General features: G+C 68.9%; 18 protein-coding genes. 7 read left to right on the forward strand and 11 right to left on the reverse strand.

Annotated features, from left to right (window positions below):
* Positions 1 to 540 precede the first annotated feature (540 nt).
* The 7 genes from EV644_RS42765 to EV644_RS42795 all read right to left on the reverse strand — a co-directional run bounded on the left by EV644_RS42765 (position 541) and on the right by EV644_RS42795 (position 11,323).
* The gene (locus tag EV644_RS42765; protein WP_132197370.1) at positions 541 to 2,049 is read right to left on the reverse strand and encodes a GMC family oxidoreductase; all 1,509 of its coding nucleotides are present in this window, start codon (positions 2,047 to 2,049) and stop codon (positions 541 to 543) included.
* A 648-nt stretch (positions 2,050 to 2,697) separates the two neighbouring features.
* A complete protein-coding gene (locus tag EV644_RS42770) occupies positions 2,698 to 3,558 on the reverse strand; it encodes a VCBS repeat-containing protein (protein ID WP_132197368.1) in 861 nt (286 codons plus the stop codon).
* A gap of 509 nt (positions 3,559 to 4,067) precedes the next feature.
* Positions 4,068 to 4,721, reverse strand: a complete 654-nt coding sequence (locus EV644_RS42775; RefSeq protein ID WP_132197366.1) for a hypothetical protein — start codon at positions 4,719 to 4,721, stop codon at positions 4,068 to 4,070.
* An 827-nt stretch (positions 4,722 to 5,548) separates the two neighbouring features.
* Positions 5,549 to 8,845 carry a coiled-coil domain-containing protein gene (locus EV644_RS42780; protein ID WP_241999438.1) on the reverse strand — a complete coding sequence of 1,099 codons (3,297 nt, stop codon included), beginning with the start codon at positions 8,843 to 8,845 and terminating at the stop codon, positions 5,549 to 5,551.
* A complete protein-coding gene (locus tag EV644_RS42785) occupies positions 8,842 to 9,495 on the reverse strand; it encodes a hypothetical protein (protein WP_132197364.1) in 654 nt (217 codons plus the stop codon). The genes EV644_RS42780 and EV644_RS42785 overlap by 4 nt, the downstream gene beginning before the upstream one ends.
* Complete coding sequence (locus EV644_RS42790; RefSeq protein ID WP_199240369.1) at positions 9,492 to 10,136, reverse strand: hypothetical protein; 645 nt, start codon at positions 10,134 to 10,136, stop codon at positions 9,492 to 9,494. The genes EV644_RS42785 and EV644_RS42790 overlap by 4 nt, the downstream gene beginning before the upstream one ends.
* Positions 10,133 to 11,323, reverse strand: a complete 1,191-nt coding sequence (locus tag EV644_RS42795) for a hypothetical protein (protein ID WP_132197362.1) — start codon at positions 11,321 to 11,323, stop codon at positions 10,133 to 10,135. Before EV644_RS42795 ends, EV644_RS42790 begins: the two co-directional genes overlap by 4 nt.
* Before the next feature lie 223 nt (positions 11,324 to 11,546).
* Between EV644_RS42795 and EV644_RS42800 the strand changes: the two genes are divergently transcribed.
* The 4 genes from EV644_RS42800 to EV644_RS42815 all read left to right on the forward strand — a co-directional run bounded on the left by EV644_RS42800 (position 11,547) and on the right by EV644_RS42815 (position 14,636).
* Entirely contained in the window at positions 11,547 to 12,182 is a 636-nt protein-coding gene (locus tag EV644_RS42800; RefSeq protein ID WP_132197360.1) for a phosphoribosyltransferase, read from the forward strand.
* Positions 12,183 to 12,354: 172 nt separating this feature from the next.
* Positions 12,355 to 13,167 carry a TrmH family RNA methyltransferase gene (locus tag EV644_RS42805; RefSeq protein WP_132197358.1) on the forward strand — a complete coding sequence of 271 codons (813 nt, stop codon included), beginning with the start codon at positions 12,355 to 12,357 and terminating at the stop codon, positions 13,165 to 13,167.
* A 98-nt stretch (positions 13,168 to 13,265) separates the two neighbouring features.
* Entirely contained in the window at positions 13,266 to 14,234 is a 969-nt protein-coding gene (locus tag EV644_RS42810; protein ID WP_241999437.1) for a GDSL-type esterase/lipase family protein, read from the forward strand.
* A 39-nt stretch (positions 14,235 to 14,273) separates the two neighbouring features.
* A complete protein-coding gene (locus tag EV644_RS42815; protein ID WP_132197356.1) occupies positions 14,274 to 14,636 on the forward strand; it encodes an iron chaperone in 363 nt (120 codons plus the stop codon).
* A gap of 24 nt (positions 14,637 to 14,660) precedes the next feature.
* Here EV644_RS42815 and EV644_RS42820 read toward each other — a convergent pair whose 3' ends face one another.
* Genes EV644_RS42820 through EV644_RS42830 form a run of 3 tightly spaced genes read right to left on the reverse strand, consistent with a single transcriptional unit; the run spans position 14,661 to position 19,252 of the window.
* On the reverse strand, positions 14,661 to 15,122 hold the full coding sequence (locus tag EV644_RS42820; RefSeq protein ID WP_132197354.1) for a hypothetical protein: 462 nt from the start codon (positions 15,120 to 15,122) through the stop codon (positions 14,661 to 14,663).
* 19 nt (positions 15,123 to 15,141) lie between these two features.
* A complete protein-coding gene (locus EV644_RS42825) occupies positions 15,142 to 16,371 on the reverse strand; it encodes an SWIM zinc finger family protein (RefSeq protein WP_241999436.1) in 1,230 nt (409 codons plus the stop codon).
* Positions 16,364 to 19,252, reverse strand: a complete 2,889-nt coding sequence (locus EV644_RS42830) for an SCO1167/SCO6262 family helicase (RefSeq protein ID WP_132197352.1) — start codon at positions 19,250 to 19,252, stop codon at positions 16,364 to 16,366. The genes EV644_RS42825 and EV644_RS42830 overlap by 8 nt, the downstream gene beginning before the upstream one ends.
* A gap of 138 nt (positions 19,253 to 19,390) precedes the next feature.
* Here EV644_RS42830 and EV644_RS42835 point away from each other — a divergent pair, with 138 nt between their 5' ends.
* Positions 19,391 to 20,365, forward strand: coding sequence for a zinc-binding dehydrogenase (locus tag EV644_RS42835; protein ID WP_132197350.1), 975 nt, complete (start codon positions 19,391 to 19,393; stop codon positions 20,363 to 20,365).
* Between the two features lie 43 nt (positions 20,366 to 20,408).
* Positions 20,409 to 20,762: a hypothetical protein gene (locus tag EV644_RS42840; RefSeq protein ID WP_132197348.1), complete on the forward strand. Its 354-nt coding sequence runs from the start codon at positions 20,409 to 20,411 to the stop codon at positions 20,760 to 20,762.
* A 117-nt stretch (positions 20,763 to 20,879) separates the two neighbouring features.
* Here EV644_RS42840 and EV644_RS42845 read toward each other — a convergent pair whose 3' ends face one another.
* Entirely contained in the window at positions 20,880 to 22,220 is a 1,341-nt protein-coding gene (locus tag EV644_RS42845; protein ID WP_132197346.1) for a GGDEF domain-containing protein, read from the reverse strand.
* Between the two features lie 121 nt (positions 22,221 to 22,341).
* Between EV644_RS42845 and EV644_RS42850 the strand changes: the two genes are divergently transcribed.
* The gene (locus EV644_RS42850; protein WP_132197344.1) at positions 22,342 to 22,515 is read left to right on the forward strand and encodes a DEAD/DEAH box helicase; all 174 of its coding nucleotides are present in this window, start codon (positions 22,342 to 22,344) and stop codon (positions 22,513 to 22,515) included.
* Positions 22,516 to 22,555 lie beyond the last annotated feature (40 nt).

Genomic DNA, 22,555 nt, shown 5'->3' on the forward strand with positions numbered 1-22,555 from the left:
AGCGCCGATGGTACTGCGACCGGGAGGTCGTGGGAGAGTAGGACGTCGCCGGACATTCACACTGTTAAGGGCCACCCACACCGGGTGGCCCTTAACATTTCCCCCACCAGTTTTCTCAACGCGCCGGCGCGAGCCCCTGGTGCTCTTCCTCGCCAGCCGCCGGAGCCAGTTGGCCAGCACCAGCCCACGGCTGACGGCCAGTCCAGCCGCTATCGCCCGGGGCGCGGTCGCGCTGCCGCCGAAGCGCGCGAATGCGCAGCCCGGCCGCCCCGTTCTGTGTCGGCGCTGGAGCAAACGGCTCCCACACCGGCTTGCCCGGCATCGGGCCGTGAACTCGGGCTCGTCTGGAACCGGACCGTGAGCTCGGGCTGGTGAGGCGTGCTCCCCGACCGCGGTACCTCCTGACTTGGCTCACGTTCTGACCTGACTCTTATCACGGAGACGGCGCCCGCGTGGGCGTAGGGCCGTGACGTGCAGGTTTGCCGGTTGGGGTGGTTGGATGTGCGGACTAAGCGCTCGAGGGTGCGGCCTCGTACCTGATCAAATCGAGTCGGGCTTGCTCAGCCGGGCGGCTATGCGCTCGGCCACCATGATGGTCGGCAGGTTGGTGCCGGCGGCTGGGATCGTCGGCATCACCGAGGCATCGGCAACCCAGAGCCGGTCGACGCCGTAGACCTGGCCTTGGGCGTCCACGACCGCGTCCCGGTCGGGCTCGGTGCCCATCCGGCAGGTGCCGACCGGGTGATGGTAGGAGGCGACGCGGGTGCGGATGGAGTCGGCGATCGCGGCGCGGTCGTCGTCCGCGACGGCCGGCCCTGGTGCGATCTCGGCGCCGGTGACGAGCGTGGCGAGCGGCTCGCTGCGGGCGATCCGGCGGGCCTCGACGGTGGCGTCGACCATACGGGCGAGGTCGTCGGGGTGGCGAAGGTGTGCAACGTCGATGAGCGGTGGATCGTTGGGGTCGGTGGATCGGAGCCGTACCGATCCCTCCGATTGCGGCGCCATGAGCCCGGCGACGATGCCGAAGATCGCGCCGGACTCGCTGGCCTCACGTTCGACGGGGAACGGTCCGGCTGTGAACAGGTGGAGGTCCGGCGTTCCGGTCGACGTCGAGGAGAGGGTGGCGATCGCCTGGAAGCGCGGTCCCGCGGCCGGTCTCGTGGGTAGGTCGACGGCAACGATCGGGTGGTCGATCAGATGCTCGCCGACGGCCGGCAGATCCGCCACGACGTCGATGCCGAGTGGGGACAGGAGAGCTGCGGGGCCAAGGCCCGAACGAGCGAGGATCGCCGGACTGCCGTAGGCGCCAGCGGCCAGCACGACCCGGTCCGCTTCGAGCAGTTCGCCCGTTGTGGAACGAACCCCGACCACGCGGCCGTGTGCGATCTCCACCCGTCCGATCGTCGTGTCGGAGCAGATGGTGAGGTTCGGCCGGTGCCGGGCGGCGGCGAGGTAGGTGACGGCGGTGCTCATCCGCAGGCCGTCTCGGACGTTGCGTGGCATCGGTCCGACGCCGAGTGCGCCTGGTCGGTTGTGGTCCGCGACGTAACTGTGCCCGGCCTGAACGGCGGCATCGATGAACGCTCGCTGGATTGGGTTGAGCTCGTCGACCGGATGGCGGCGGATCGGGATCGGACCGTCGATCCCATGCCACTGGTCGGTGAAATCCAGGTCGGATTCCAACCGCTGGAAGAACGGCAAGACCTCAGCGAAGCTCCACCCAGGATTGCCCAGAGCCTGCCAGCGGTCGTAGACGGCCGGTGCACCGCGCATCGCGAAGCAGCCGTTGGTGGCTGAACAGCCACCGATCAGCCGCGCTCGCGGCAGCGGGACGCGCCGGTCCAGAAGGTCAGCCTCGGCGTAGTAGCCCCAGTCGTGACCCACCGTCGGCTCGGAGGCGTCGGCAACATCGGCCGGCAGGTCGTCCAGGTTCGGATAGTCCGGGCCGGACTCGACCAGCAACACCGAGCACCCCGTGTCCTCGCTCAGCCGGGCCGCCAGCACGCACCCTGCTGTGCCACCGCCCACCACGATCACATCGGCGCTCATCCGACCTCCCTCACCTCACGATCGCACGATCCTCCGGCAGCCACGAGCCCGGACTTCCTTGTTGTCTGCGGCAACGTCGGTACGCCCGAACAGCGTCAGCATCCGCACGTCGTCGCGCTCCTTCACGGACATCGCCGCCGGACGGCACGTCTACGTCAGCGAGGACCCGAGCCTGGGACGCAACGCAACCCGGAGACCGACCTGCGCGACGCCCTCCCACAGATCCCCTGACCAAGCCGTGCGCACTAAACTTGATAAGAGTCAGGGCCGCCCCGTTCTGTGTCGGCGCTGGAGCAAACGGCTCCCACACCGGCTTGCCCGGCATCGGGCCGTGAACTCGGGCTCGTCTGGAACCGGACCGTGAGCTCGGGCTGGTGAGAGGTGCTCCCCGACCGCAGTACCTCCTGACTTGGCTCACGTTCCGAGGGTTGGTGGCTTGGCAGGCTTTTGACGTGGGGTTTGTCGGTCTGGCTGCCTAGATTTGCACACTAATCCGGCCTGTAGGCTGCCGCCCGTGGCGTATGTGCGCACGGCGAACCAACGACACGCTCACCACCTTCAGCAAACCCAGCGTCCGCCGAGGCAGCCGCCCCACCAAACCCCGGGACGAGTGCCTCACCCTGCCCCTTGACAGGAAGTCGCTCCATATCAGTTGAGCGATGGCTCGACGCGGATGTACCAGGTGCCGTTGGAATACCGCCAGACGGCGAAGTCGGTGTGGCTGTCGCCGCCGTAGTTGCCAGGCACAGCCACATCCCCGTACTGACCCCAGATGATGGCTCGACTGAGGCCACGGATGGCCCATGCGAAGGTGGATTCCCGTCGCCAGATGGCGATGTCGGCGTGACTGTCGCCAATGTAGTTGGCAGGGACGGGGTAGTCGTCGACGACCGTGTCACTCCAGGAATACCCCCACCTGACGGGACTGGTGCCGCGTACGTACCAAGTGGCCGGATCCTGGTGGGTTCGTCCGCGCCGGATCACTGCGATGTCGGCGTGGCTGTCGCCGATGTAGTTCGCGGGGACCTCCCAGTCGTCGCCGATGCCCCACACGACCGGCGTGGCCCCACGGATGTACCAAGTGTTGCGCGCGATCCCTTGAGCAGGCCGGACCACCGCCAGCTCGGCACGCCGATCTCCTCTGTAGTTCGCCGGCACCGGCAGGTCGGTCCCTCGACCATAGCTGTACGCGCCCACGCCGCGGATGTACCAGATCAGCGGCGAATCCGGGCTCGTACCGCCCCAACGGACAACCGCAATCTCAGCTTTTCCGTCACCGTTGTAGTCCGCAGGCACCGGTATATCGCCGCCGCGTCCGTACTGGACGGTGCGGATGCCGCGAATCCACCAGGTGCCGGTGGACGGCCGGAACACCGCGATATCGGTACGACTGTCCCCGCCGTAGTCAGCCGGCACCGGCAGGTCCTCGACAACGCCCCAATGCACGGTCCAGGTCGACGCGGTACTGCTCGCCGTGGCCGGCGCCGAGCTCGTCGCCGCCGGATCCACCTCCTGTGCTCCCTGCGCCGGTGCCGCCAACCCGGCCGTCCCAGCCAGGCACAGCAAAGCGACAGCGGTCGCGCTGAGTCTCATGAGATTCCCCCTTTTCGCTCCTACCACCAGCTTTGTTCGCGCCTCGTCGTGTGCTCAGAGGCCGACGTCCTGCCGGGCGAGAGCCGGAAGTCACGCGCGCCGAGGCCACACAGATGTCCCCGGCGATACCCACTAGGACCAACGTCACAGCCTCACAGAAGGCCCGACATCGCCCTACCCGCCCTGGCACGAACGGACCGAGCCGCGCGGAGTACAGCGTCGATTCGATCCCCGCAGACGATGTGATAGTCGAGCATCTGCGATCAGCGGCTGGATGGCTCTCGCGTCGCTCTATCGAGCCGAAGATCACGCGCAGTACCTCGGTGCCCGCCAGGCGCTGATGTGGAAACCTCCTACAACCTTCAGCCGCTGCCCTCCAGAGAGAGCGGGCGCGCCTTCTTCTCGCTGGAGACAAGCGCCAGGTGTTACGGGGATTCGGGGGCTATGCCTACTAGGGCGGCTGCGGCGCAGATGTGGACGGGGGTTAGGTCTGCGGGGGCGACCGGGGCCTGGAGGAGAGTGCCTCGTTCGAAGGGGGTGAGGTCTATGTCGATGCCGTGGGCGCCGGCTACCAGGCCTCGGACGTACGTGAGCCAGCCCATCATCGGGATGCCGCGGCGGAAGACGCCGGCGGCTGCTGCCAGTTCGGTGTCTGCGATGCTGGCCCATTCGGGTTCCCAGATCGTGACGACTGCCCGGAGTACCTGGGCGAAGCGCTCGGACTGGGTGAGGGCGTCTTCGTCACTCCAGTGGAGCGTCAGCTGGTCGGCGACGGTGGTGAGTGTTCCACCCATGGAGAGGTCGAACAGCCAGGGGAGGTCGCCGGTGCTCTGCAGGTGGAGGCGGGTGGTGCTCGAGCCGTTGGAGAGGACCTTGGTGGTCGCCTCGACCATCTCCTCCAGCGGCGTGGCAGCGTCGTTCTCGAGCACGTGGTATCCCCAACGCTCGTCCTGAGTCCACAGGTGCACGTCGGGGAAGGCGACCGCGACGGCCGTCAGCGTGCGCCCGACTCGGAGCGCGCGGTGTTCGACTGATTCATCCCGGTGAGCCCACTGAGCGCGCAGTAGCCAAGATGCCATCTCACGCCCTCCGATCAGCCGCCGGCTGGACCTGTCCAACGGACGGTACGCCGATCGGTGAGGGGTTGGCCAGAGCTCCGCCTACTCCGTGTGAACAGCTGAAGTGGACCCGAACGCCCCTCTCCTGACACGTCACCGCGCCAGTGTGGAGGACCCCCAGGTCACCCCCGACCACCGGGGTCCCCTTTCCGCAGCATCCCGCCGAAAACCAGCTCACGCGCACACTCACCACAGGCCCCCCAGACCTCACCGCCCACCAACACCCTTCATTCACCAACCCCCGCTCCCTACCCACCGCCCGCAGCACGCCAAACCCCACACGCCGTCAAACCCATTCCAACCATCACCCACCGTGATCCCAACCCCACTTCCACCCAACCCGGCCCGCCGGACAGACACTGCTGCACCCACCGATCTGCGCCGCCCTGGCGTGTCTGGAGGAGATGACCCGCCGCAAGCGTGCCACGCGCCGCTGCGCCGACTGCCTGCCCGGCCCCCGGCGTGCCCGGAGGAGCTGGCCCGAGTGCGACGCGCCCGCTGCGCTGTCTGGCCTGCCGGCCCGGCGTGCCCGCAGGGTGCGGAATCGGCTGGTCACCCCGGGCGCATTCGCCGGAGACGATTCGCATAGTCGGTCCAGGGCATTCGCTGCGGGAGGATCGACTGCTCGACCCGACGACGTGCGCTGGAGGGTGCGCCAGTTGGTCGCTCCTGCTGCAGCCGGTTTGCGTGGTGCCGGCTGGACAAGGTGGCGGCTTGGTGGGGGATCGCACCTAAGGCTGAGCAGGTCCCCGAGCAGCGGCGGGGCGTGGATTGTGGGTGTGCTGGGGTTAGGCCGGGTCCTCGATGGATTGGCTTGCGGGTTTGCGCGTTGGCTTGGGGCGGGAGGGCTTCTTGGGAGTCTGCTCGGCCTCCTCCGGTGCGGGTAGTGGGGCGGTCTCTGCGGTTGCAGCGGGAGCTGTCGGCGTGGCGTCCGCTGGATCCGGTTCTGCAGGGGTCGCGGCGTCTTCGAGGGTGGGGGTGGGGAGGTCCAGGGTGGGGCGGGTGCCTCGGTAGGAGTCGAGCCAGTGGCGGAGGAGTTCTACCCGGGCGGCGTACTCTTCGTTCCCCTTGACCACGGGGGACTGGTTGTAGGCCATGGTGTCGGAGCTTCGGCGGAGTTTGACGTAGAGGCGAGACGAGGAGAGGGCGTAGCGCTCCATGTCGTCCTGGAGGGCGCCGATCACCGTGATGTTGCGGTCGCGGCCGATCTGCTCGAACAGGGCGACGGCTTCGCGGCGGTGCTGGGAGCCGAGGTTGCGGCCGAGTTCGTCGAGGATCAGCAGCAGCGGGCGGTCGCTGCCACCCGCCAGGGCGGCGGCGCAGACCAGCTTCACGGCCTTCTCGTCCATCTGCGCGGTGTTGCCCTTGACGTTGAACGCCGAGAACGGGCCGCCCTCGGAGCGCCGCCACTTCGGCGTGACGGTCCACCGCCACGGCTTGTCGGGCTCGGCAGGCGGGTCGGGCTCCGGGTACTCCAGCTTGGCCCCGTACCCGCCGTACTGCTGGTCGAGGCGGTCGAACTCGTTCGACACCAGGCGCAGCCGCGCTTTGATGCCGTCAGCAAGGGATGCGCGGTGGGCCCGGGCCGTGCTCTCCGCCTCGCCGAGTCCCTCGCGGGCACGCTCGAGCGCGGCGTTCCGCTCGGCGCGCTGGCTGGCGATCTGCTTCTGCTGCAGGCTGTCGAACGTCTCGTGCTGCGCGAGGTGGCTGGCAAGAGTGCGCTGCAACGCCGGCACGAGGCCGACCCGCGCGCCCAGCGTCCCGTTCGACCAGCCGTCGGGACCGTTGAGGATCTCCCACAGCTCTGACGGGATCTCTTCGCGGGACCGCGCGTTCGGGAAGCAGCGGCGTACGACGTCGTCGAGTTGGGTGCAGGCCTGGTGGTTCCAGTCGGCGGTCGTACGGCGCTGGGCGTCGTCCGGCAGGCCGAGCAGGTACTCCGAAGCCTCGGCGGGGGTGGATCCCCAGGCGGTGGCGCGGGTGACCAGGTCGAGGTCGGACTGCTCCTCGAGCAGGGTGAGCCGGCGGCGGCCGAGGTCGTCGAGGATGCGGTCGAAGTCGCGCCGGGTGGCCTCGAGGTTCTTCAGGCGCTCGTCGCGGACGAGTTGCTGCCCAGCCGCGGCCTCGGCTGATTCCTTGGCCGCTTGGAGCGCGGGCGCCAGGGCGTCGCGGTCGTTCTCGTGGCGGTCGTTCGCCTCGCGGAGCGCGAGCATCTGGTCCTGGACATCGGCGGCGGTCCCGAGTGCGCGGGCGGCCGCGGTACGGCGTTCGGCTTGTTCGACGCGGGCGCGGGCCTGTTCGAGCGCGGCCGAAGCTTCCGCGCGCGCTTCGACGGCGGCCTCCAGGCGGCGGCGGGCGGCCTCGATCCGAGCGGTCCGGCCGGTGATCGCCTCCTCGAACTGCCCGACCGAAACCACACCAGCGGCCTCGTCGATGACCTCCTTGGCGGAGCGCTCGGCCAGTGCCGCGAAGAACGCGTCGAGCTTGAACCGCTTGTCCGCGGAGGAGGGACCGCCCTTGAAGGCGGCAACGCCAGGACGGTTCGCCAGGATCAGCAGGAAGCCGGGGTAGCCGGCGTCGCTCAGAGCGGAAGCGGCCAAGGCGGAGTCATCCGCGGCGACCACGACGGCCTCGCGGTACGGCGCAAATCGCGGTTCCCACTCGGCGCGGTCCTTGACGGACAGCTCGGTGATGTCGGTGAGCGCGCCGCATTCGATCCCGGCGTTCTCCAGCACCTGCTGCTGCGGAGCCGAGACCGTCTGGCCGCTCTCCGCTTCCCGCAGTTCGGCCGTCGCCTGGTCAACGTAGGAGCGGGCCCCGTGATCCAGCCCGATGTGCTCCTCGAGCACAGCGCGGGCCTCTTCCTGTTCCTCGGCCGCTGCGGCGAGGTCGCGTCCGTCGGCCGAGCGACCGTCGTCAAGCAACCGCCGGTGCTCCTGACCGAGCCGCTCGAGCTGCTCGCGGACCGAACGCTGCGCCAGATCCAGTTCACGGTCGCGAGCGTCGAGCTTGTCGCGCTCCTGCCGGGTCAGCTGGACCTCGCGGAGCAGGTTCTCCTCGCTGCCGAACGCCTCGATCTCGGTGTCAACGGACTCGCGCCGGGCTTCCTGTTCGGCCACGCGCTGGTCCAGCTCAGCAAGCTCGTGCAGGATCTCGCTGTTCCTCGCGTCGCCATCGACCAGGTGCCGAGCACAGCGCGCCTGCCAGGACTCGCGCGCAGCCGCCAGGGCCTCGCGCGCGGCGGCACGTTGCAGGATGCCCGCCTCGACGGTCGCCATCTCCTGCTCCCACCGCAGCAGGTCTGCCGTCGCCTGCTTGGTCGCCTCGCGCTGGGTGTGCTCGGCGGAACGGTGAGCCTGCTCCTGCTCCAGCTCGTGATCCAGCCCGGTCAGCGTCGCGATCGCGTTGAAGATGCGGGCCGGGCCGAGCTCGTTCAGCGGCTCGGCCAGCAGGTTGGCCGTCGGCGACGACCTGACGGACGTCGAGAGGAACGACACGCAGCGGACCTGGCCGCCGTACAGGACGGTGGAGAGCTTGTTCGCGTGGAAGTCGGTGCGGCCGTTGGAGTGGGGGAGCGCCGCCCACAACGTGTCCGCGCCGGCCGCGCGCTCGGCCTCGGTCGAGCCGTACGGGACGTGCAGGCCGTTCTTCCAGCGGAGATCCAGGTACGACGCTTTGCGGTTGATCCGGATCCAGACGGTGATCGTCGCGGCCTCGATGTCGGCGAGCTCGGTCAGGTCAGGGTCGGAGAAGACGCCGACGATGTAGCCGCGGTCGACGTTGGACCAGTTGCCTTCCTGGCCGGCGGCCTCTGCGGTGAACAGCAGCTCGGCAGCACCCGGGGCGCCGCTGGTGAGACGCCACTGGTCGTCGGCATGGAGCAGCGAGAGCGCGGCGATCCAGGAGGACTTGCCGGCGCCGTTCGAGTCGGTCGGGCCCTGGCCGGCGACCGTGACGAGGCCTTGGCCGACCATCGGGATCGGGTGCGTCGACAACCGGGACAGGTCGACGACCTGGACACCGAGCAGCACCTTCGAGCCGAGGATGTCGAACGGGCCGTCCTCAGCCGGGGTGGGTGTGCTCATGCCGCTCCTTCTTCCGAGGTGACGCCTTTGCGAGCGCGGATGGCCTCCGCGATCGGGCTCGACGGCGCTGCCGCGAGGATCAGCTGATCCTGCAGTCGGCGGCGCGCGGCCGGGGTGAGTCGTTGCAGTTGCGGGCCGGGGATGTAGCTCGGTCCGCCGGAGTGGTCGCCGGACAGCTGGATCAGCCCGGCGGCGCGAAGTCGTTGCAGGGCGAGCCTGCGCTCCTCGCTGCTGATCTTGGTGGTCCGGAGCTCGTCGACCGTCGTCGGGCGCGCGGACTTCCAGCTGTCGCCGGTGAGGATGCCTTCGCTGCGGGGGATCGCGACTGAGTGGACCAGCACGAGCACCAGTACCGCGCGGTCGACCGCCGACAGCGGTTGCCAGCCTTGGGCGGTCAGCGTCTCGGCCACGTCGTCTGCGTAGCCGGCGGTCCAGTGGGTGCCGTCGACGTGCACGAGGGTCCGACCGATGAGCTTCAGCATCTTCTGGACCTGGCGGCGCAGGGTGACGTCGCGCAGGCCGGCCAGCTGGGCCTCGGGCACCGGATGCGCCGCGTACTGCACCGCGCTGAAGGCCGCGAGCACCTCGTCGCGGCTGCGATCGCTGAGGTCCTGCAACAACGGGTCGAACAAGGCGTGCCGCTCGCTCACACGTCCCCCTCAGCTGCAGCGGAAGAGGCAGGCGAAGTGCCCTCGGAGGGGAGCGGGTCGGGTTCGGGGTTCAGGGGACCGCGCGGTGTCAGTACTGCGGCTGGTGGGTCCGGGAGAATTCGGCAGAGCTCGCGGAGGCCGATCAGTTGGGATGGGCCCCAGGTGATGACGCGCGGCCCCAGGCGGACTTCGCCGGCTTTCTCGTTCCAAATGAGCCAACTGGTGGCATGCAGGCGGCGGAGGCTGCCGATGATCAGGGTCAGGTCGCTCGACTGCTCGGGCCGGCCGCGCAGACCGGCGTACGCGGCTTTGATCTGTGTGAGCGTCCCAACGACGCCCGGCCACGCGGGGCCGCTCCGATCCGGCCAGCAGCAGGTCACGCAGATCGCGAGCACTCGAGCGGTCTCGTTCGGCTGCTCGACCGCGACCGGCGGAGTCCCGAGCTCCTCCAACACACTGTGCCCGGCGCCGTCAGGAAGCGTTGGCACCATCCACACGGATTCACCGTCAGGTTCGGCGGCGCGGGTCAGGCCCGCGACCGCCGGAGTGTCAGGTGAAACCTGCAAAGGTCCGGCCGATTGCACCTTCGCCCACCACAGCGCGTTGTAGCTGCGCCCGCTCTCGACTGCCTCCGCGGTCATCGCTTCTCCCGCCTGAACGAGCCGTGCGTCGCCCACGGAGTACCAGCCGACGGATCGATCCGCATCCCGTCCGACCAGACGAGCTCGTAGTCCAACTCGTCGTGCAGATGAGCCGCGGTCAGCTCCGCGAGGACCCGGCGCGCGGTGATCCAGTCGCCCGAGTCGTCCACGATGTCGACGATGCTCACGCTGTCGCGTCCAGCGAGGATCCGCTCGGCCTCGGCGCGCAGGTCCTCGCGATCCGTCGCCGCAGCGGACTCCGGCGCCTCCGTCTCGGACGAGGGCCGCGGCGGCGCCATCCGCGCAGTACCGGTACGACGCCCTGACTCGACCGCCTCGAGCATCCCCTCGGGGGAGAAGTCCGGCGCGGCGGCGTCGAAGAGCAGCCCGTCGAGCACTCCTGCGAGCACCTCCGTCTCGCTGCTCCGGGTGAACGTCAGCCAGGTCTCGATCGGTAGCAACCCGAGCGCGCGCGTAGTACCGGCTCGCTCGACCAGACGGCCGGCAGCCAGTTGCACGGCATCGGCATAGGCGGCCAGTGACATCCGGAGCTGGGTGCACGCCCGGTGCAGAGCGGGCCACCGGTCGAGCACGATCCGGTGCACCTTCTCGGCCTGCTCGATCAGCCGCTCGTTACCCCAGGCGAGCTGCGCGTTCTCTCGCAACTGCGCGGTCGTGCTCGTCGACACCAGGATCGACAACTCGTTCCCGAGCAGCCGGAACACCTTCGTCAGCCGCTCGATCGACGCTTGACCCTGCTCGGCGGTGGCTCGCGGGTCACTCACGCTGTGAGCCTCGAGGGTCAGCAACTGGTGCAGCTCGGCCTGGCCGCCCTGCACCGACATCCGCTTGAGGAACATCAGCATCACGTACGGCGCGAAGGCGGCGCGGTGGCGCAACTCGTTCGGCCGGTCCACGAGCTTGGTGATCGCGCCGTACTGCCGCAGGACGTCGAAGCGGCGGACGATCACGTCGTGCGGGTAGCCGCGGCAGGCGAGGGTGGCCTGCTCGACGGTCAGCCCGTCGCTGCCGGCCTCGGCGAACGCGTCCAGGATCGCCTGGTCGACGTCGAGCAGTTCGGGATCGACGATCATCGCGCCGGCCTCGCGGGCGAGCACGGCGAAGACCTGGCGGTAGACCCGCAGTACGGCCGCTTCGGCCTCAGCGTCCAGCAACGTCGCGTCCATCGCGAACCTCCTCCCGTGTGCCCGGCCGACCCGACAGCCTAAGCCGTCGAGAGCCGGAAAACGGACTCTACTGACCGGGACCGACGGATCGAAAACCGAGTGAGACCCGCCTGTGGATATCTCCCGCGCCCGACCAGCGCGTCCGTGCAGCGGACGCGAGGTCTTGCCAGCGGCGGGCTCGGCGTCTCCACTTGAGGAAACGGACGAAGAGGATGGGCCGAGGATGTTCGCCGATCGGGAGGAAGCGGGACGCCGGCTGGCCGACGCGGTGCGGTGGCTGCGCGACGAGGATGTGATCGTGCTGGGGCTGCCGCGGGGCGGGGTGCCCGTCGCCGCGGTCGTCGCGCGGCACCTGGACGCACCGCTCGACGTGATCGTCGTGCGCAAGCTCGGATTGCCCTACCAGCCTGAGCTCGGGCTCGGTGCCGTCGGGGAAGGCGGGGTCCGGGTGATCAACGAGGCGCTGCTGCAGGCCACCGGTTTCTCGGCCGAGGACCTGGCCGAGGTCGAGGAACGCGAGTGTGCCGAGGTCGAGGAACGCGCCATCCGGTTCCGCGGCGGCCGGCCGCCGATCTCGCTCAGCGGGCGGACCGTAATACTGATCGACGACGGCATCGCCACCGGATCCACGATGAGGGCGGCCTGTCTGGTCGCTCGCGAGCACTCCGCCGCCCGGGTCGTCGTCGCGGCGCCCGTCGCCGCCAAGAGCAGCCTGAGCAAGATTGAAGAGGTGGCCGACGAGGTCATCTGTCTGCACACGCCACGGCTGCTGAACAGCGTGGGGGAGTGGTACCGCGACTTCAGCCAGACCAGCGTCGCCGAGGTCGTCCGCCTCCTCCCAGGCCGCACCCCGACCTGACTGAAAATCGGATGACGGCTGCGGAGGCTTTGGCTACGCTCCGAAGCATGATGAGACTGCTCGGCTAGTGCGTCCTCAAACGCTCTAGCCGACCCCAGCAGCTGTGCCGGTGCGGACGCCCCCTGACGGGCGTCCCCGGGCGGCTTGCTGTTCTCATTCACCGGAGTCACTGATGGCACCGTCACGTCTCGACGCCCGCCCGATCGGCCCCCAGCACCCCCGGATCCGTGAGCTGCTTGCGCTCCGCAAGGACGCCTCGGCAGGCCGGATCCTGGTCGAGGGCTGCTGGGAACACAACCAACTCCTCGACACACCGACCACTATCGACACCTTCCTCTACTGCCCCGAAGCAGGAGACGCCCGTACTGCGGACGCCGCCGCGCGGGTGGCCGCGCGAGGCACCGAGGTGTACCGGATCTCGGAGAAACTCCTGGCGCGGCTGAGCCGCCGGGGACGACCCGACGGCCTCATCTCGATCGCGAGGCTCCCCGCCTGGCAGCCGGGCGACTTCCGCTTCGACGAGTCCTCGCTGGTGCTGGTCGCCGACGGGGTCGAGTACGCGGGCAACCTCGGCACGCTGATCCGTACCGTCGACGCGTGCCGGGCGGACTGCCTGGTGCTCACGTCGCGCCGGGCGAGGTTGACCCACCCGACCGTGTATGCCGCCAGCCGGGGCATGGTGCTCACGACGCCGGTGCTCGAGTTCGACGCGATCCCCGATGCCGCCGCGTGGTTGCGGGGGCATGAGTTCGACGTCCACCTCGCGGATCCCGGCGCCACCGGGAGCTACCGCGCGACGGCGTATCGGGGACGGCCGACAGCCTTCGTGGTCGGTTCGGAGGGCAGTGGGCTCGACAACCGCTGGCATCAGCAGGGATTCCGGGCGGTGTCGATCCCGATGCTCGGGCAGGCCGACTCGCTCAACGTCGCGCTGTCCGCCGGGATCCTCCTCTTCGAGGCCCGCGCCCACAAGGAAGGTTGGTGATCAGGGCTTCCCTGTCCGCATCCAGGGCGGCAGCCGGGCGGCGACCTCGGTCCGGCAGAATGGGGGCGGCTGGTGTGGGTTCGAGTGAGGAGTGCAGGGTGGCGTTCGTGGCGGGCGAGGTCGTCGCACCGGGTGATCCGCGGATCGTGCTGGAGGGACAGTGGGGTCACCAGCCGGGGCTCGCGATCACGGTGAACTCGGGCTCGCGGATCTCCTTCACCTTCAACGGCTCCGCTGTCCAGGTGCTGTTCGACGCCGAGGGGCTGACCGTGCCGCCGCACCTCTGGATCACGCTCGACGAGGGTGAGCCGGAGCTGCATCTCATCGGCCGGCCGGTGATCGAACTGACCGCCGAACCCGGCCAGCACAAGGTCGAGCTCGTGGTGAAGGACGTCAACGAGCACTCGAACCGGTGGAACCAGCCGTTCGAGTGCGCGGTCGTGTTCGCCGGTCTCGTGCTCGACTCCTCGACGCGGCTCCGGTTGGCCGGACGGCCGGGCGGACCGCGGCTGGAGTTCTACGGCGACTCGATCACCCAGGGAGTCCGCGCACTCAGTTCCGACCCGGAATCAGGCGGCGCCGACGGCACGAAGTCCTATGCCTATCTGACCGCCCGCGCCCTCGGCGCATCGGCGTACCAGGTGGGCTTCGGCCGGCAGGGCATCACCCGCACCGGCAACGGCGACGTACCGCCCGGCCTGGACTCCTTCGGCTGGAACTTCGCCGGCTCCCGCGCCGAACGCGTCGAGGACCCCGACCTGGTGGTGATCAACCTCGGCGTCAACGACGAGACCCTGACGGCGGCCGAGTACGGCGACTACCTGGCGCGGGTGCGTTCGGCGTACGAGCGCTCCACCATCGTTGCCCTCAGCCCCTTCAGCGGGAAGTGGGCCGCTGAGATCGAGGCCGCGGTCAAGGCTGCCGACGACCCGGCGATCCACTACCTCAGCACCGACGGCTGGATCACCGAGGCTGACTGCACCGACGGCGTCCACCCCTCCGTCGCCGGCCACACCAAGATCGCCACCCGCCTGACCACCGCCCTGCTCCCACACCTTGGCGGCTAGGTAATTGCCGGACGGCCTTGCCGCGGCCACGATGGTGAGGTGGCGACCACGAACTTCACCTCCGTCGAGGAGTACATCGCGTCTTTCCCCGACGACGTCCAGGCGATCCTGCAGAAGGTCCGCCAGACCATCCGCGCCGCCGTTCCGGACCCCGGCGAGAAGATCAGCTACCAAATCCCGACGATCACCCTCGACGGCAAGTCCCTGCTGTACTTCAGCGGCTGGAAGGCGCACATCTCGGTCTACCCCATCCCACCGCTCGACGACGCCCTCGCGCAGGAGATCACCCCCTACCGCTCCGGCAAAGGCACCCTGAAGTTCCCGCTGGACCGCCCGATCCCGTACGACTTGATCACCCGCCTGACCCAAGCCTTCGTCACCGCCCGAGCCACCAGCACCTGAAATGCGGCCGCTGACCCTGCCGGGCTAGCCGTTGACCCGGCGTCGGCGGACGATCGTCGCCACGAGGATGCCGAGGACGGCGCCCAGCCCGCCGAGGACGGCCTCCAGCACGAGCGACGAAGCGAACTCCCGAAGAAAGTCGACGAAGGTGTAGTCGTAAAGGACGTGGGTGGTACCAGTGCTCGTCCACCGGCAATCACCGGTCCCTGGAACGCCGAGCGGGCCGATCGTGCGATCACAGACGAAGTTGGTCTCCGGCAACACCAGGCGCGGAACGCTCTTGAGGCCGGCCAGTACGAGGAACGCTCCGGTCAGCACAGCGCCCGGGCCGTCCTTGATGAACTCCCAGTCTTCTTTGGGAGACAGCCGCGCCAGCAGCGCGACCGCGAACCCACCGCCCAGCGCAACGACGACGGCCACCAGCGGATGGTTGAGCACGTTGAGGATGCCCAGCAGGAGCTGGTCGAGCCAGCCGTCCTTTTCCATCGTTCAGTGTCGCACGCGTTCAGTTGTCAGCGGCACCGATCAGTTCGGAGGGGTCGGGGGAGGGAGGTTTGGTGAGAACCCAGTCGTTGAAATGGTTGGTGAAGAGGTACCAGAGGGCGTCGGGGCCCAGGCGTAGTTGTTGCCGGTCGGCGGTGATTCGGTTGCCTTCCACATCGCCGTCGAGGGCTTCGAGCCCTTCGGTCAACGCGGCGGGATCCACGTCGACCGGCTCTGAGGACGCGACGGCAAATCCGCCCGCACCGCCCTCGCGCCAGGCGACGGCCAAGTTCGTCAGCAAGCGTGCCGATACTCCGGCGCGGTGAGCGAGATCGGCCAACCCTGACGTACCGAGTAGTCCGGCCGCCCGCCGAGCCAGATCCTCGTCGCGGGTCAGACCGAGCCCGCCATCGCCGTCACCCGACGCCAATTCCCAAGCCCGCTGAGCCGCGTCGGTCGCCAGCGCCACCAAGTCGCGTCCCTCAACACCCGACTGCCGAGGTGGTTCCAGCACCAGCACGGCGGTCGGCGCACCGGCTTGCCCCAACGGCCTCGGCGGCGACGGCACCGCGGCAGGCGCTCTGGCAAAGGCAGCCTTCGCCAGTACTCCGACCGGCTTGGCCTTGAGCGCGGGCGCCTCGGCACCGCTCGAGCGTCGGGCGCGGAGGGCGGCCAGCAACTCGTCCTTCTGCTGCCCGCGCAACAACAGCAACTCGAACGGGTCCTCGTCCAACGCGTCCGCGATCAAGTAGCAGACAGCCGCCGAGTGCTTGCACGGCACGGCGAAGTCCGGGCAGTTGCAGTCGGTCTTCACCTCACCCGCATCCGGCAACAACTCCAGCCCCGCGGCCTGCGCGTCATCGACGAGCTCCGGCGGCAACTCACCGTCAAGCAAGGCAGCAACCCGACCGATCTGCGCCGACACCACGTCGAGCACCGAGTCCCACTCGGCGTCGGTGAAAGGTCGGATCCGCACCGTCACCACGTACGGCGTCACCCGGCTCCCTTGCACGGAAGCCCGTACGACGCCGGGATCCACCGTCAGCTCCAGAACACTGCCGCGCCGGGCATACGACCGACCCCGCCCGAGCCGATTCGGATCCAGCCGAGCCCGGTGCTCCAACGCATCCAGCCAAGCCTTGCCCCACCACGTCGCACCGAACGGCCGCCTGCTCCCCGGCCCCTTGGCCGCCGGCAGCCCTGCGTTATCCCCATATCCGCGCCACCCCTGCCACGGCGTCCGTTCATTCATCCAGCTCACCGCCATCGTCAACATCAGCGGACGGGCCAGCGACCCCCACAGCAGCAGCCTGGCCAACGACACCGGTGGACTTACCGACAGACGAAGGGTTGTACGCGCTCGCCGCTCCAGACTTGGCCGGCGTCGTGGAGAGTGCGACGAGTTCGGTCAGATCGGCATCGGAGAGTTCGCTCAGCCAGGCTTCGCCGGAACCGACAACAGCATCGGCCAGTTCTCGTTTGGCGGCGATGACCGTGGAGATCCGGTCTTCCAAGGTGTTCTCGGTGACCAGTCGGTGCACCTGGACCGGCTTGTCCTGGCCGATCCGGTACGCCCGGTCGGTCGCCTGGTCCTCGACGGCCGGGTTCCACCAGCGGTCGTAGTGAACGACGTGGGTCGCCTTCGTCAGCGTCAGTCCGACACCGCCCGCCTTGAGCGACAGCAGGAACACCTGCGCCTCGCCCGCCTGGAACTGCTCGACCAGTTGCTCTCGCTTGCGCACCCCGATCCCACCGTGCAGGAACAACGTCCGCACCTGCCGAGCCGCCAGATGAGACTCGATCAGCCGGCACATCTCGACGTACTGGCTGAAGATCAGCACCGACTCGCCCTCGGCCAGGATCACGTCGAGCAACTCGTCCAGGGCCGCGAGCTTCCCCGAGCGCCGTGGGAGCGGCCCGGGCTCGTGCAGGAACTGGGCCGGGTGATTGCAAACCTGCTTCAACTGCGTCAGCAGACTCAGCACCAGCCCGCGCCGCGCGATCCCCTCCGCCGACTCGATCTTGGCGAGCGTCTCCCGCGCGACCGCCTGGTACAGCGTGGCCTGCTCGGCGGTCAGCGGTACGACGACGTCGTGCTCCGACTTCTGCGGCAACTCCGGCGCGATCCCAGGGTCGCTCTTGCGCCTCCGCAACAGGAACGGCCGGGTCACCCGCGCAAGCCGCGCGGTCGCCTCCTCGTCGTGATACCGCTCGACCGGTACGGCGACGTCGTGGCGGAAGCGATCCAATGTGCCGAGCAGTCCCGGCGCGGCCCAGTCGAGGATCGACCACAGCTCGGACAACCGGTTCTCCACCGGCGTCCCGGTCAACGCAAGCCTGGTTGCCGCAGGCAAGGTCCGCAGCGCGCGAGCCGTTCTGGACAAGGGATTCTTCGCATGCTGCGCCTCGTCAGCCACTGCCAGACCCCAGAAGATCTCGCCGAGCACCCGGTGATCCTGCCGCACCACGCCATAGGTCGTCATTACCACCTCGTCCGCGGCGAGATCGCTCAGCGAACGCCCGGCACCGTGATAGCGCCGAGTCGGCACTTCCGGCGCGAACTTCTCCAGTTCGCGCTCCCAGGTCCCGAGCAGCGTCGACGGACACACCACCAACGTCGGCCCGCGACCACGCCGCGACAGGTGGAGATGCAGCGCGATCACCTGGATCGTCTTGCCCAGCCCCATGTCGTCCGCGAGGCACCCACCGAACCCGAGCTCCGCCAGCTGCGCCATCCACGCCACACCCCGGCGCTGGTAGTCCCGCAGCGTCGCCCGCAGCCCGACCGGCTGCTCCGGGAAGGGCTCAGGCTCAGAGGCGGCCCGCAATCGATCCACCATCGTCAGCAGCGAGCCGTCTGCGTCGAAGGCGACCAGCTCACCATCGATCTCCAGAGAACCGGTCAACGCGGCACCGAGTGCCTCCGCGCCGGTCAGCTTCCGCGATCCACCGCTGCGCAACTTCCGCACCAGGTCCTGGTCGATCCGTACCCATCGCCCGCGCATCCGGATCATCGGCCGCTTCGCCTCTGCCAGCGCCGCAACCTCGGCCTCGGTCAGCTCCTGGCCGTCGAGCGTCGGTCGCCACTTGAAGGCGAGCAGCTCCGTCAGGCTGAAGTCCGGACCGGTCACCGCGCCAGGCGTCGGCGTCGCCTGAACCGCACCGCGCAACGCCAACTCACCGGCGAACAACTCAGCCGGCCACAACACCTCGATCCCCGCACCTTCCAGCGCATCGCTGTCCCCGGCAAGCTCGTCCAGCGCCACGTCATCTACCGGTACCTCGGCTGGCGCCGCATCCCGAAGCGCAGCACCAAGCGGCGGCCAGACCCGCGCCCCACGCCGCAAGGCGAGCAGAAGATCCGTCTCCGCCCGCTCCCCAAGAGCAGCCAGTACTGCGGCTGGCGCGCTCCACACGTCCGCGACATCCACCAGGAGGCTCGGGTCCACCCCGCTGCGCAACTGCAGGACCGCCTTGAAGTCCGAGTCATCCTCAGGCGGCTCGATCCGCAGTACCAGCCGTGCCCCGGCCTCCTCGCTCAAAGCAGTCTCGTCCAACCAGGCGGTGGACCCGGTGAGCTCCCGAGGCTCCACCTCGGCAAACGCGGCCGCACCACCCCGTACTGCGACGCCTGCCGCCGGTGTCCGGACCAACGTGTCCGCGAGCGCATCCCAGAACGCCCGGACGAGTTGCTCCGGACCAGCCAGCCGAAGCGGCCGCGACCCCTCGACCGGTACGGCGTGACCGTGCGCGGGCATCGCCGCCCCGAGGTTCTTCAGCCAGCCGTGATCCGTCGGATCCAGCGGCGCCACCCGCCAGGCGCCATACCCGCTGGGGGTTCGATCCGGCACGAGCCGCCCACGGGCGATCAACCCGACCCCGGCGAGTGCCGCGGCTGCCCAGGCCCGGTGACTCGCCGAGTCGTCCGGGGAGGGCGGCCGGGTCAAGAGCGCGAGCGCCTCTTCCACCGGCAACAACCGCGCCGCGACCTTCGTTCGCCGCACCTGATCGCCGCGGGGGAGGACCAACTCCACTTTGCTGTCCGGGACCACCCCAGCCGCCGCCAGGTCGCCGTACAGGGCTAGGCGGCCCGCGCGCGGCGGGTCGGCTGGCAGGAAGACGGCGTCGAACATGCACGGCAGATTACGCCGAAACACCGACAGCTTTCCGCACCCTCGCGCTCGCCTGTGGACAACCCCGCAGCTTGACCTGAACTCAAGTTGAGGTTGCAGGCTCTTGTCCACAGAACAGCGACGGATGGAGTGGTCCAGATGCGGGCAGCGGTAGTGACGGAGTTCGGAGGCCCGGAGGTGGTTCGTACGATGGACTGGCCGGCGCCGGTGGCGGGTCCGGGGGAGGTCGTCGTCGACGTTCAGGTGACGGACCTGATCTTCGTGGAGACCGCGATCCGGCACGGGCAGCACGGCGGGTTCTTCGATGTGACGCCGCCTTATGTCCCCGGGAACTCTCTCGGCGGGCAGGTCCGCACAGTCGGCGACGGCGTGGATGAAAGCTGGATCGGCAAGACAGTGATCGGCCGGACGGTCGGTTTCGGGGCGCACGCCGAGCAGGCCGTCGTCCCCGTCGACTCGCTGCTCACTGTGCCTGAGGAGCTCAACCTCGAGACGGCGGTCGCGGCCTTCGGCGACGGCTTCACCGCGTTGTTGCTCGAGCAGTTGGCCCCCGATCTCCAAGGCAAGGAGGTCCTGATCACCGCAGCGGCCGGCGGCATGGGCGTACTGCTCGTGCAGCTGGCGCACAAGGCCGGCGCACACGTGATCGGAGCCGCTCGCGGCCAGGCCAAGCTCGATCTGGTCAAGGCCCAGGGCGCCGATGTGGTGATCGACTACTCCGAGCCCGGCTGGGAGAAATCGGTGCTCGAGGCAATCAACGGCGACGGCGCGGATGCCGTCTTCGAAGGGGCGGGCGGCAAGCTCGGAGCGGCCGCGTTCAGCACGGTGAAGGACGGCGGCTGGTTCTCCGCGCACGGTGCCCCCAGCGGCGGCTTCGCGGAGTACGACGAAGCCGAGGCATCGCGCAGGGGCATCACGGTGGAGGGCATCAGGGACCTCCGCGCGGACACGACGAAGGTGGTCATCAGTGGAGCGGACGTGCTCGAGCGGGTGCTGCGCGGCGACCTGGTGCCGGTGATCGACCGGACCTTCTCCCTCGACGAACTCGGCGAGGCACACGCCGCGATCGAGAACCGCTCGCTGCTCGGCAAGGCCCTGATCCGGGTTAGCTGACCTCGGCTCGGGGGCACCGGTGACGCGACTCTGAGGAGGAGCGATGAGCGTCACTCTGAACAAGGATGCCTTCGAGCACGCTAAGGACCTGATATCGAAGGGGCAGACCCGCAAGGACGAGCGTGACGACTGGAGCGAGCACGCGCCGACCGCAGACCAGGAGAACGAGTACCTGGAGAAGCACGGCTGGCAGGAGTACTCCCAGTGGTATCTCGGCGTCGACGACGAGCTGGGGGAGGAGACCAAGGGCCGGTACAAGTTCCCGTACGGCGACTTCCGCCGGGTGCATCGCTGCGGTGTGATCAGCGCGGAGTCACGGGCAGCCCAGCAGGACTACGACGACATCAAGAACGCCATCGTGGAGCTCCACAAACTCCTCGACGGCGTCCACGCCTGACCGACGACCACGCCTGACCGACGACCACGGCCGCTCGAGTCGGCGGCAGCGGTGCGCCGCTGATAGTGAGCCGTAGGCGATGACGGCCGTCGGGGAGTGGATCAGGCGGGCGGTGGATCAGGCGGCGTCGGTTGTCGGGCTTTCCGAGTGCTCGGCGACAATCGGCGGGTTCGGGCGGGCGGAGACGATCTTGTTCCGGCCGGCCCGCTTCGCCGTCAGCAGGGCGTTGTCCGCGGCGAGCACCAACTGGTCCATCGTCCCGGCGACGGCCGGGTAGACCGCCGCCCCGAACGAGGCCGGTACGCCGGTGATGACCGCGCTGGCATTCGACACGGTGTCGACCGAGACGGTCAGCGTGGTGAGCCGCTCGCGGATCCGCTCGGCGATCTCGAGCACCTCGGTCTCGGAGGCGCCGGGCAGCAGGACGGCAAGCTCGTCGCCGCCGACCCGGGCGACGATGTCACCCTGCCGCACCTCGGCCCGCACACTCTCGCCGACTGCCCGCAGCGCGCGGTCGCCGGCCGGGTGGCCGTAGGTGTCGTTGATCTCCTTGAACCGGTCCAAGTCGAGCATCAGCAGCCCGACCGTACTGCGCAGCGTCTCGGCCCGGGCGAGCTCCACCGGCACCGCGCTGGCCCAGTACGATGGGGTCGCGAGGCCGGTCTTCACGTCGGTCCCGGCGGCGCGCTGGAACTGCGGCAGCAGCAGGTCGCGGTGCAGCGTCAGCACCGTGACCATCAGGACCGGCACGATCCAGGGGTACGACGCCTGCAGGCCGGCGACGGCAACGCCCAGACCGAGCCCGGCGACCACCACGAGCTGCTCGGAGAGGTTTCCGAGCGCCCCGCGGGCCGAGGCGTCCGGGGAGGACAGCAGGATCGCGCCGATCACCAGCGCGAAGTTCAGCAGCCACCAGGTGCTCGCCGCGGCGACCACGATCACCAGGGTCCAGGCGCTCGTCGGCACGCGTGGTTCGGTGAGCAGACCACCGCCCCGCAGTACGGCGGCCGCGCCGGCGCTGGCGAGGATGAACGTGCTCGCGGAGAAGACCTTGCGGTGCGCGATGGTTCGCCCGTAGACACGGATCCAGGAGTAGCTGTACGAGACGACAACCAGCGCGATCACCAGTGACAGCGGAAGCAGCAGCAGCCCGGCGAAGACCCAGAGGCTCTTCAGGTTCGTGTACGGCGAAGTGTTCGCCGCCATCTCGCGTCGCCGCTCGATTCCGCGGGCAGACTCCAGATGGAGGACAGAAGCGACCGCCAGCACGGTGAAGGCAGCCCACTCGGACGGCCTGACACCGGGGCGATCGCCGGAGATCGTCGACGCCACAGCGAGGGCGGTGATCGTGACAGCGACCGCTTCCACACCGAGCACGTAGCTCAGCGCGGGACGCGGCAACGACCAGAGCTTCCATCGGCGGGGTGGCACCCACCTGCTCCGACCGATCAGAATCATGGTGGCCTCACACAGATAGACCTGAACGGTTATTGCTGAATAGTAACTGCCTGTTCACGTGAGGTCATCCCCGGGGCGCAGGTATTCCATCAGACGGTTGGCAACGAGAGGATCCAAGACCATGACCAAGAAGAGCAACGGCAACGAGTGGTTCCGCGGCGGCAACGAGTGGTTCACCGGCGGCAACGAGTGGTTCCGAGGCGGGAACGAGTGGTTCACCGGCGGTGGCAACGAGTGGTTCCGGCTGGCCGGCGGACCCGGTAACGAGTGGTTCACCGGTGGTAACGAGTGGTGAACCGCCGCTGATTCCGAAAGATTCTTTACTCACATTTTAC

The sequence above is a fragment of the Kribbella orskensis genome, assembly GCF_004342085.1.
GTDB lineage: Bacteria > Actinomycetota > Actinomycetes > Propionibacteriales > Kribbellaceae > Kribbella > Kribbella orskensis.

What these genes read in the sequence shown, in the direction of transcription:
- EV644_RS42765 (WP_132197370.1), bottom strand. Translation starts at nt 2,049, where the DNA reads ATGAGCGCCGATGTGATCGTGGTGGGCGGTGGCACAGCAGGGTGCGTG.
- EV644_RS42775 (WP_132197366.1), bottom strand. Translation starts at nt 4,721, where the DNA reads ATGGCATCTTGGCTACTGCGCGCTCAGTGGGCTCACCGGGATGAATCA.
- EV644_RS42780 (WP_241999438.1), bottom strand. Translation starts at nt 8,845, where the DNA reads ATGAGCACACCCACCCCGGCTGAGGACGGCCCGTTCGACATCCTCGGC.
- EV644_RS42790 (WP_199240369.1), bottom strand. Translation starts at nt 10,136, where the DNA reads ATGACCGCGGAGGCAGTCGAGAGCGGGCGCAGCTACAACGCGCTGTGG.
- EV644_RS42795 (WP_132197362.1), bottom strand. Translation starts at nt 11,323, where the DNA reads ATGGACGCGACGTTGCTGGACGCTGAGGCCGAAGCGGCCGTACTGCGG.
- EV644_RS42800 (WP_132197360.1), top strand. Translation starts at nt 11,547, where the DNA reads ATGTTCGCCGATCGGGAGGAAGCGGGACGCCGGCTGGCCGACGCGGTG.
- EV644_RS42805 (WP_132197358.1), top strand. Translation starts at nt 12,355, where the DNA reads ATGGCACCGTCACGTCTCGACGCCCGCCCGATCGGCCCCCAGCACCCC.
- EV644_RS42820 (WP_132197354.1), bottom strand. Translation starts at nt 15,122, where the DNA reads ATGGAAAAGGACGGCTGGCTCGACCAGCTCCTGCTGGGCATCCTCAAC.
- EV644_RS42825 (WP_241999436.1), bottom strand. Translation starts at nt 16,371, where the DNA reads ATGAATGAACGGACGCCGTGGCAGGGGTGGCGCGGATATGGGGATAAC.
- EV644_RS42830 (WP_132197352.1), bottom strand. Translation starts at nt 19,252, where the DNA reads ATGTTCGACGCCGTCTTCCTGCCAGCCGACCCGCCGCGCGCGGGCCGC.
- EV644_RS42835 (WP_132197350.1), top strand. Translation starts at nt 19,391, where the DNA reads ATGCGGGCAGCGGTAGTGACGGAGTTCGGAGGCCCGGAGGTGGTTCGT.
- EV644_RS42840 (WP_132197348.1), top strand. Translation starts at nt 20,409, where the DNA reads ATGAGCGTCACTCTGAACAAGGATGCCTTCGAGCACGCTAAGGACCTG.
- EV644_RS42845 (WP_132197346.1), bottom strand. Translation starts at nt 22,220, where the DNA reads ATGATTCTGATCGGTCGGAGCAGGTGGGTGCCACCCCGCCGATGGAAG.
- EV644_RS42850 (WP_132197344.1), top strand. Translation starts at nt 22,342, where the DNA reads ATGACCAAGAAGAGCAACGGCAACGAGTGGTTCCGCGGCGGCAACGAG.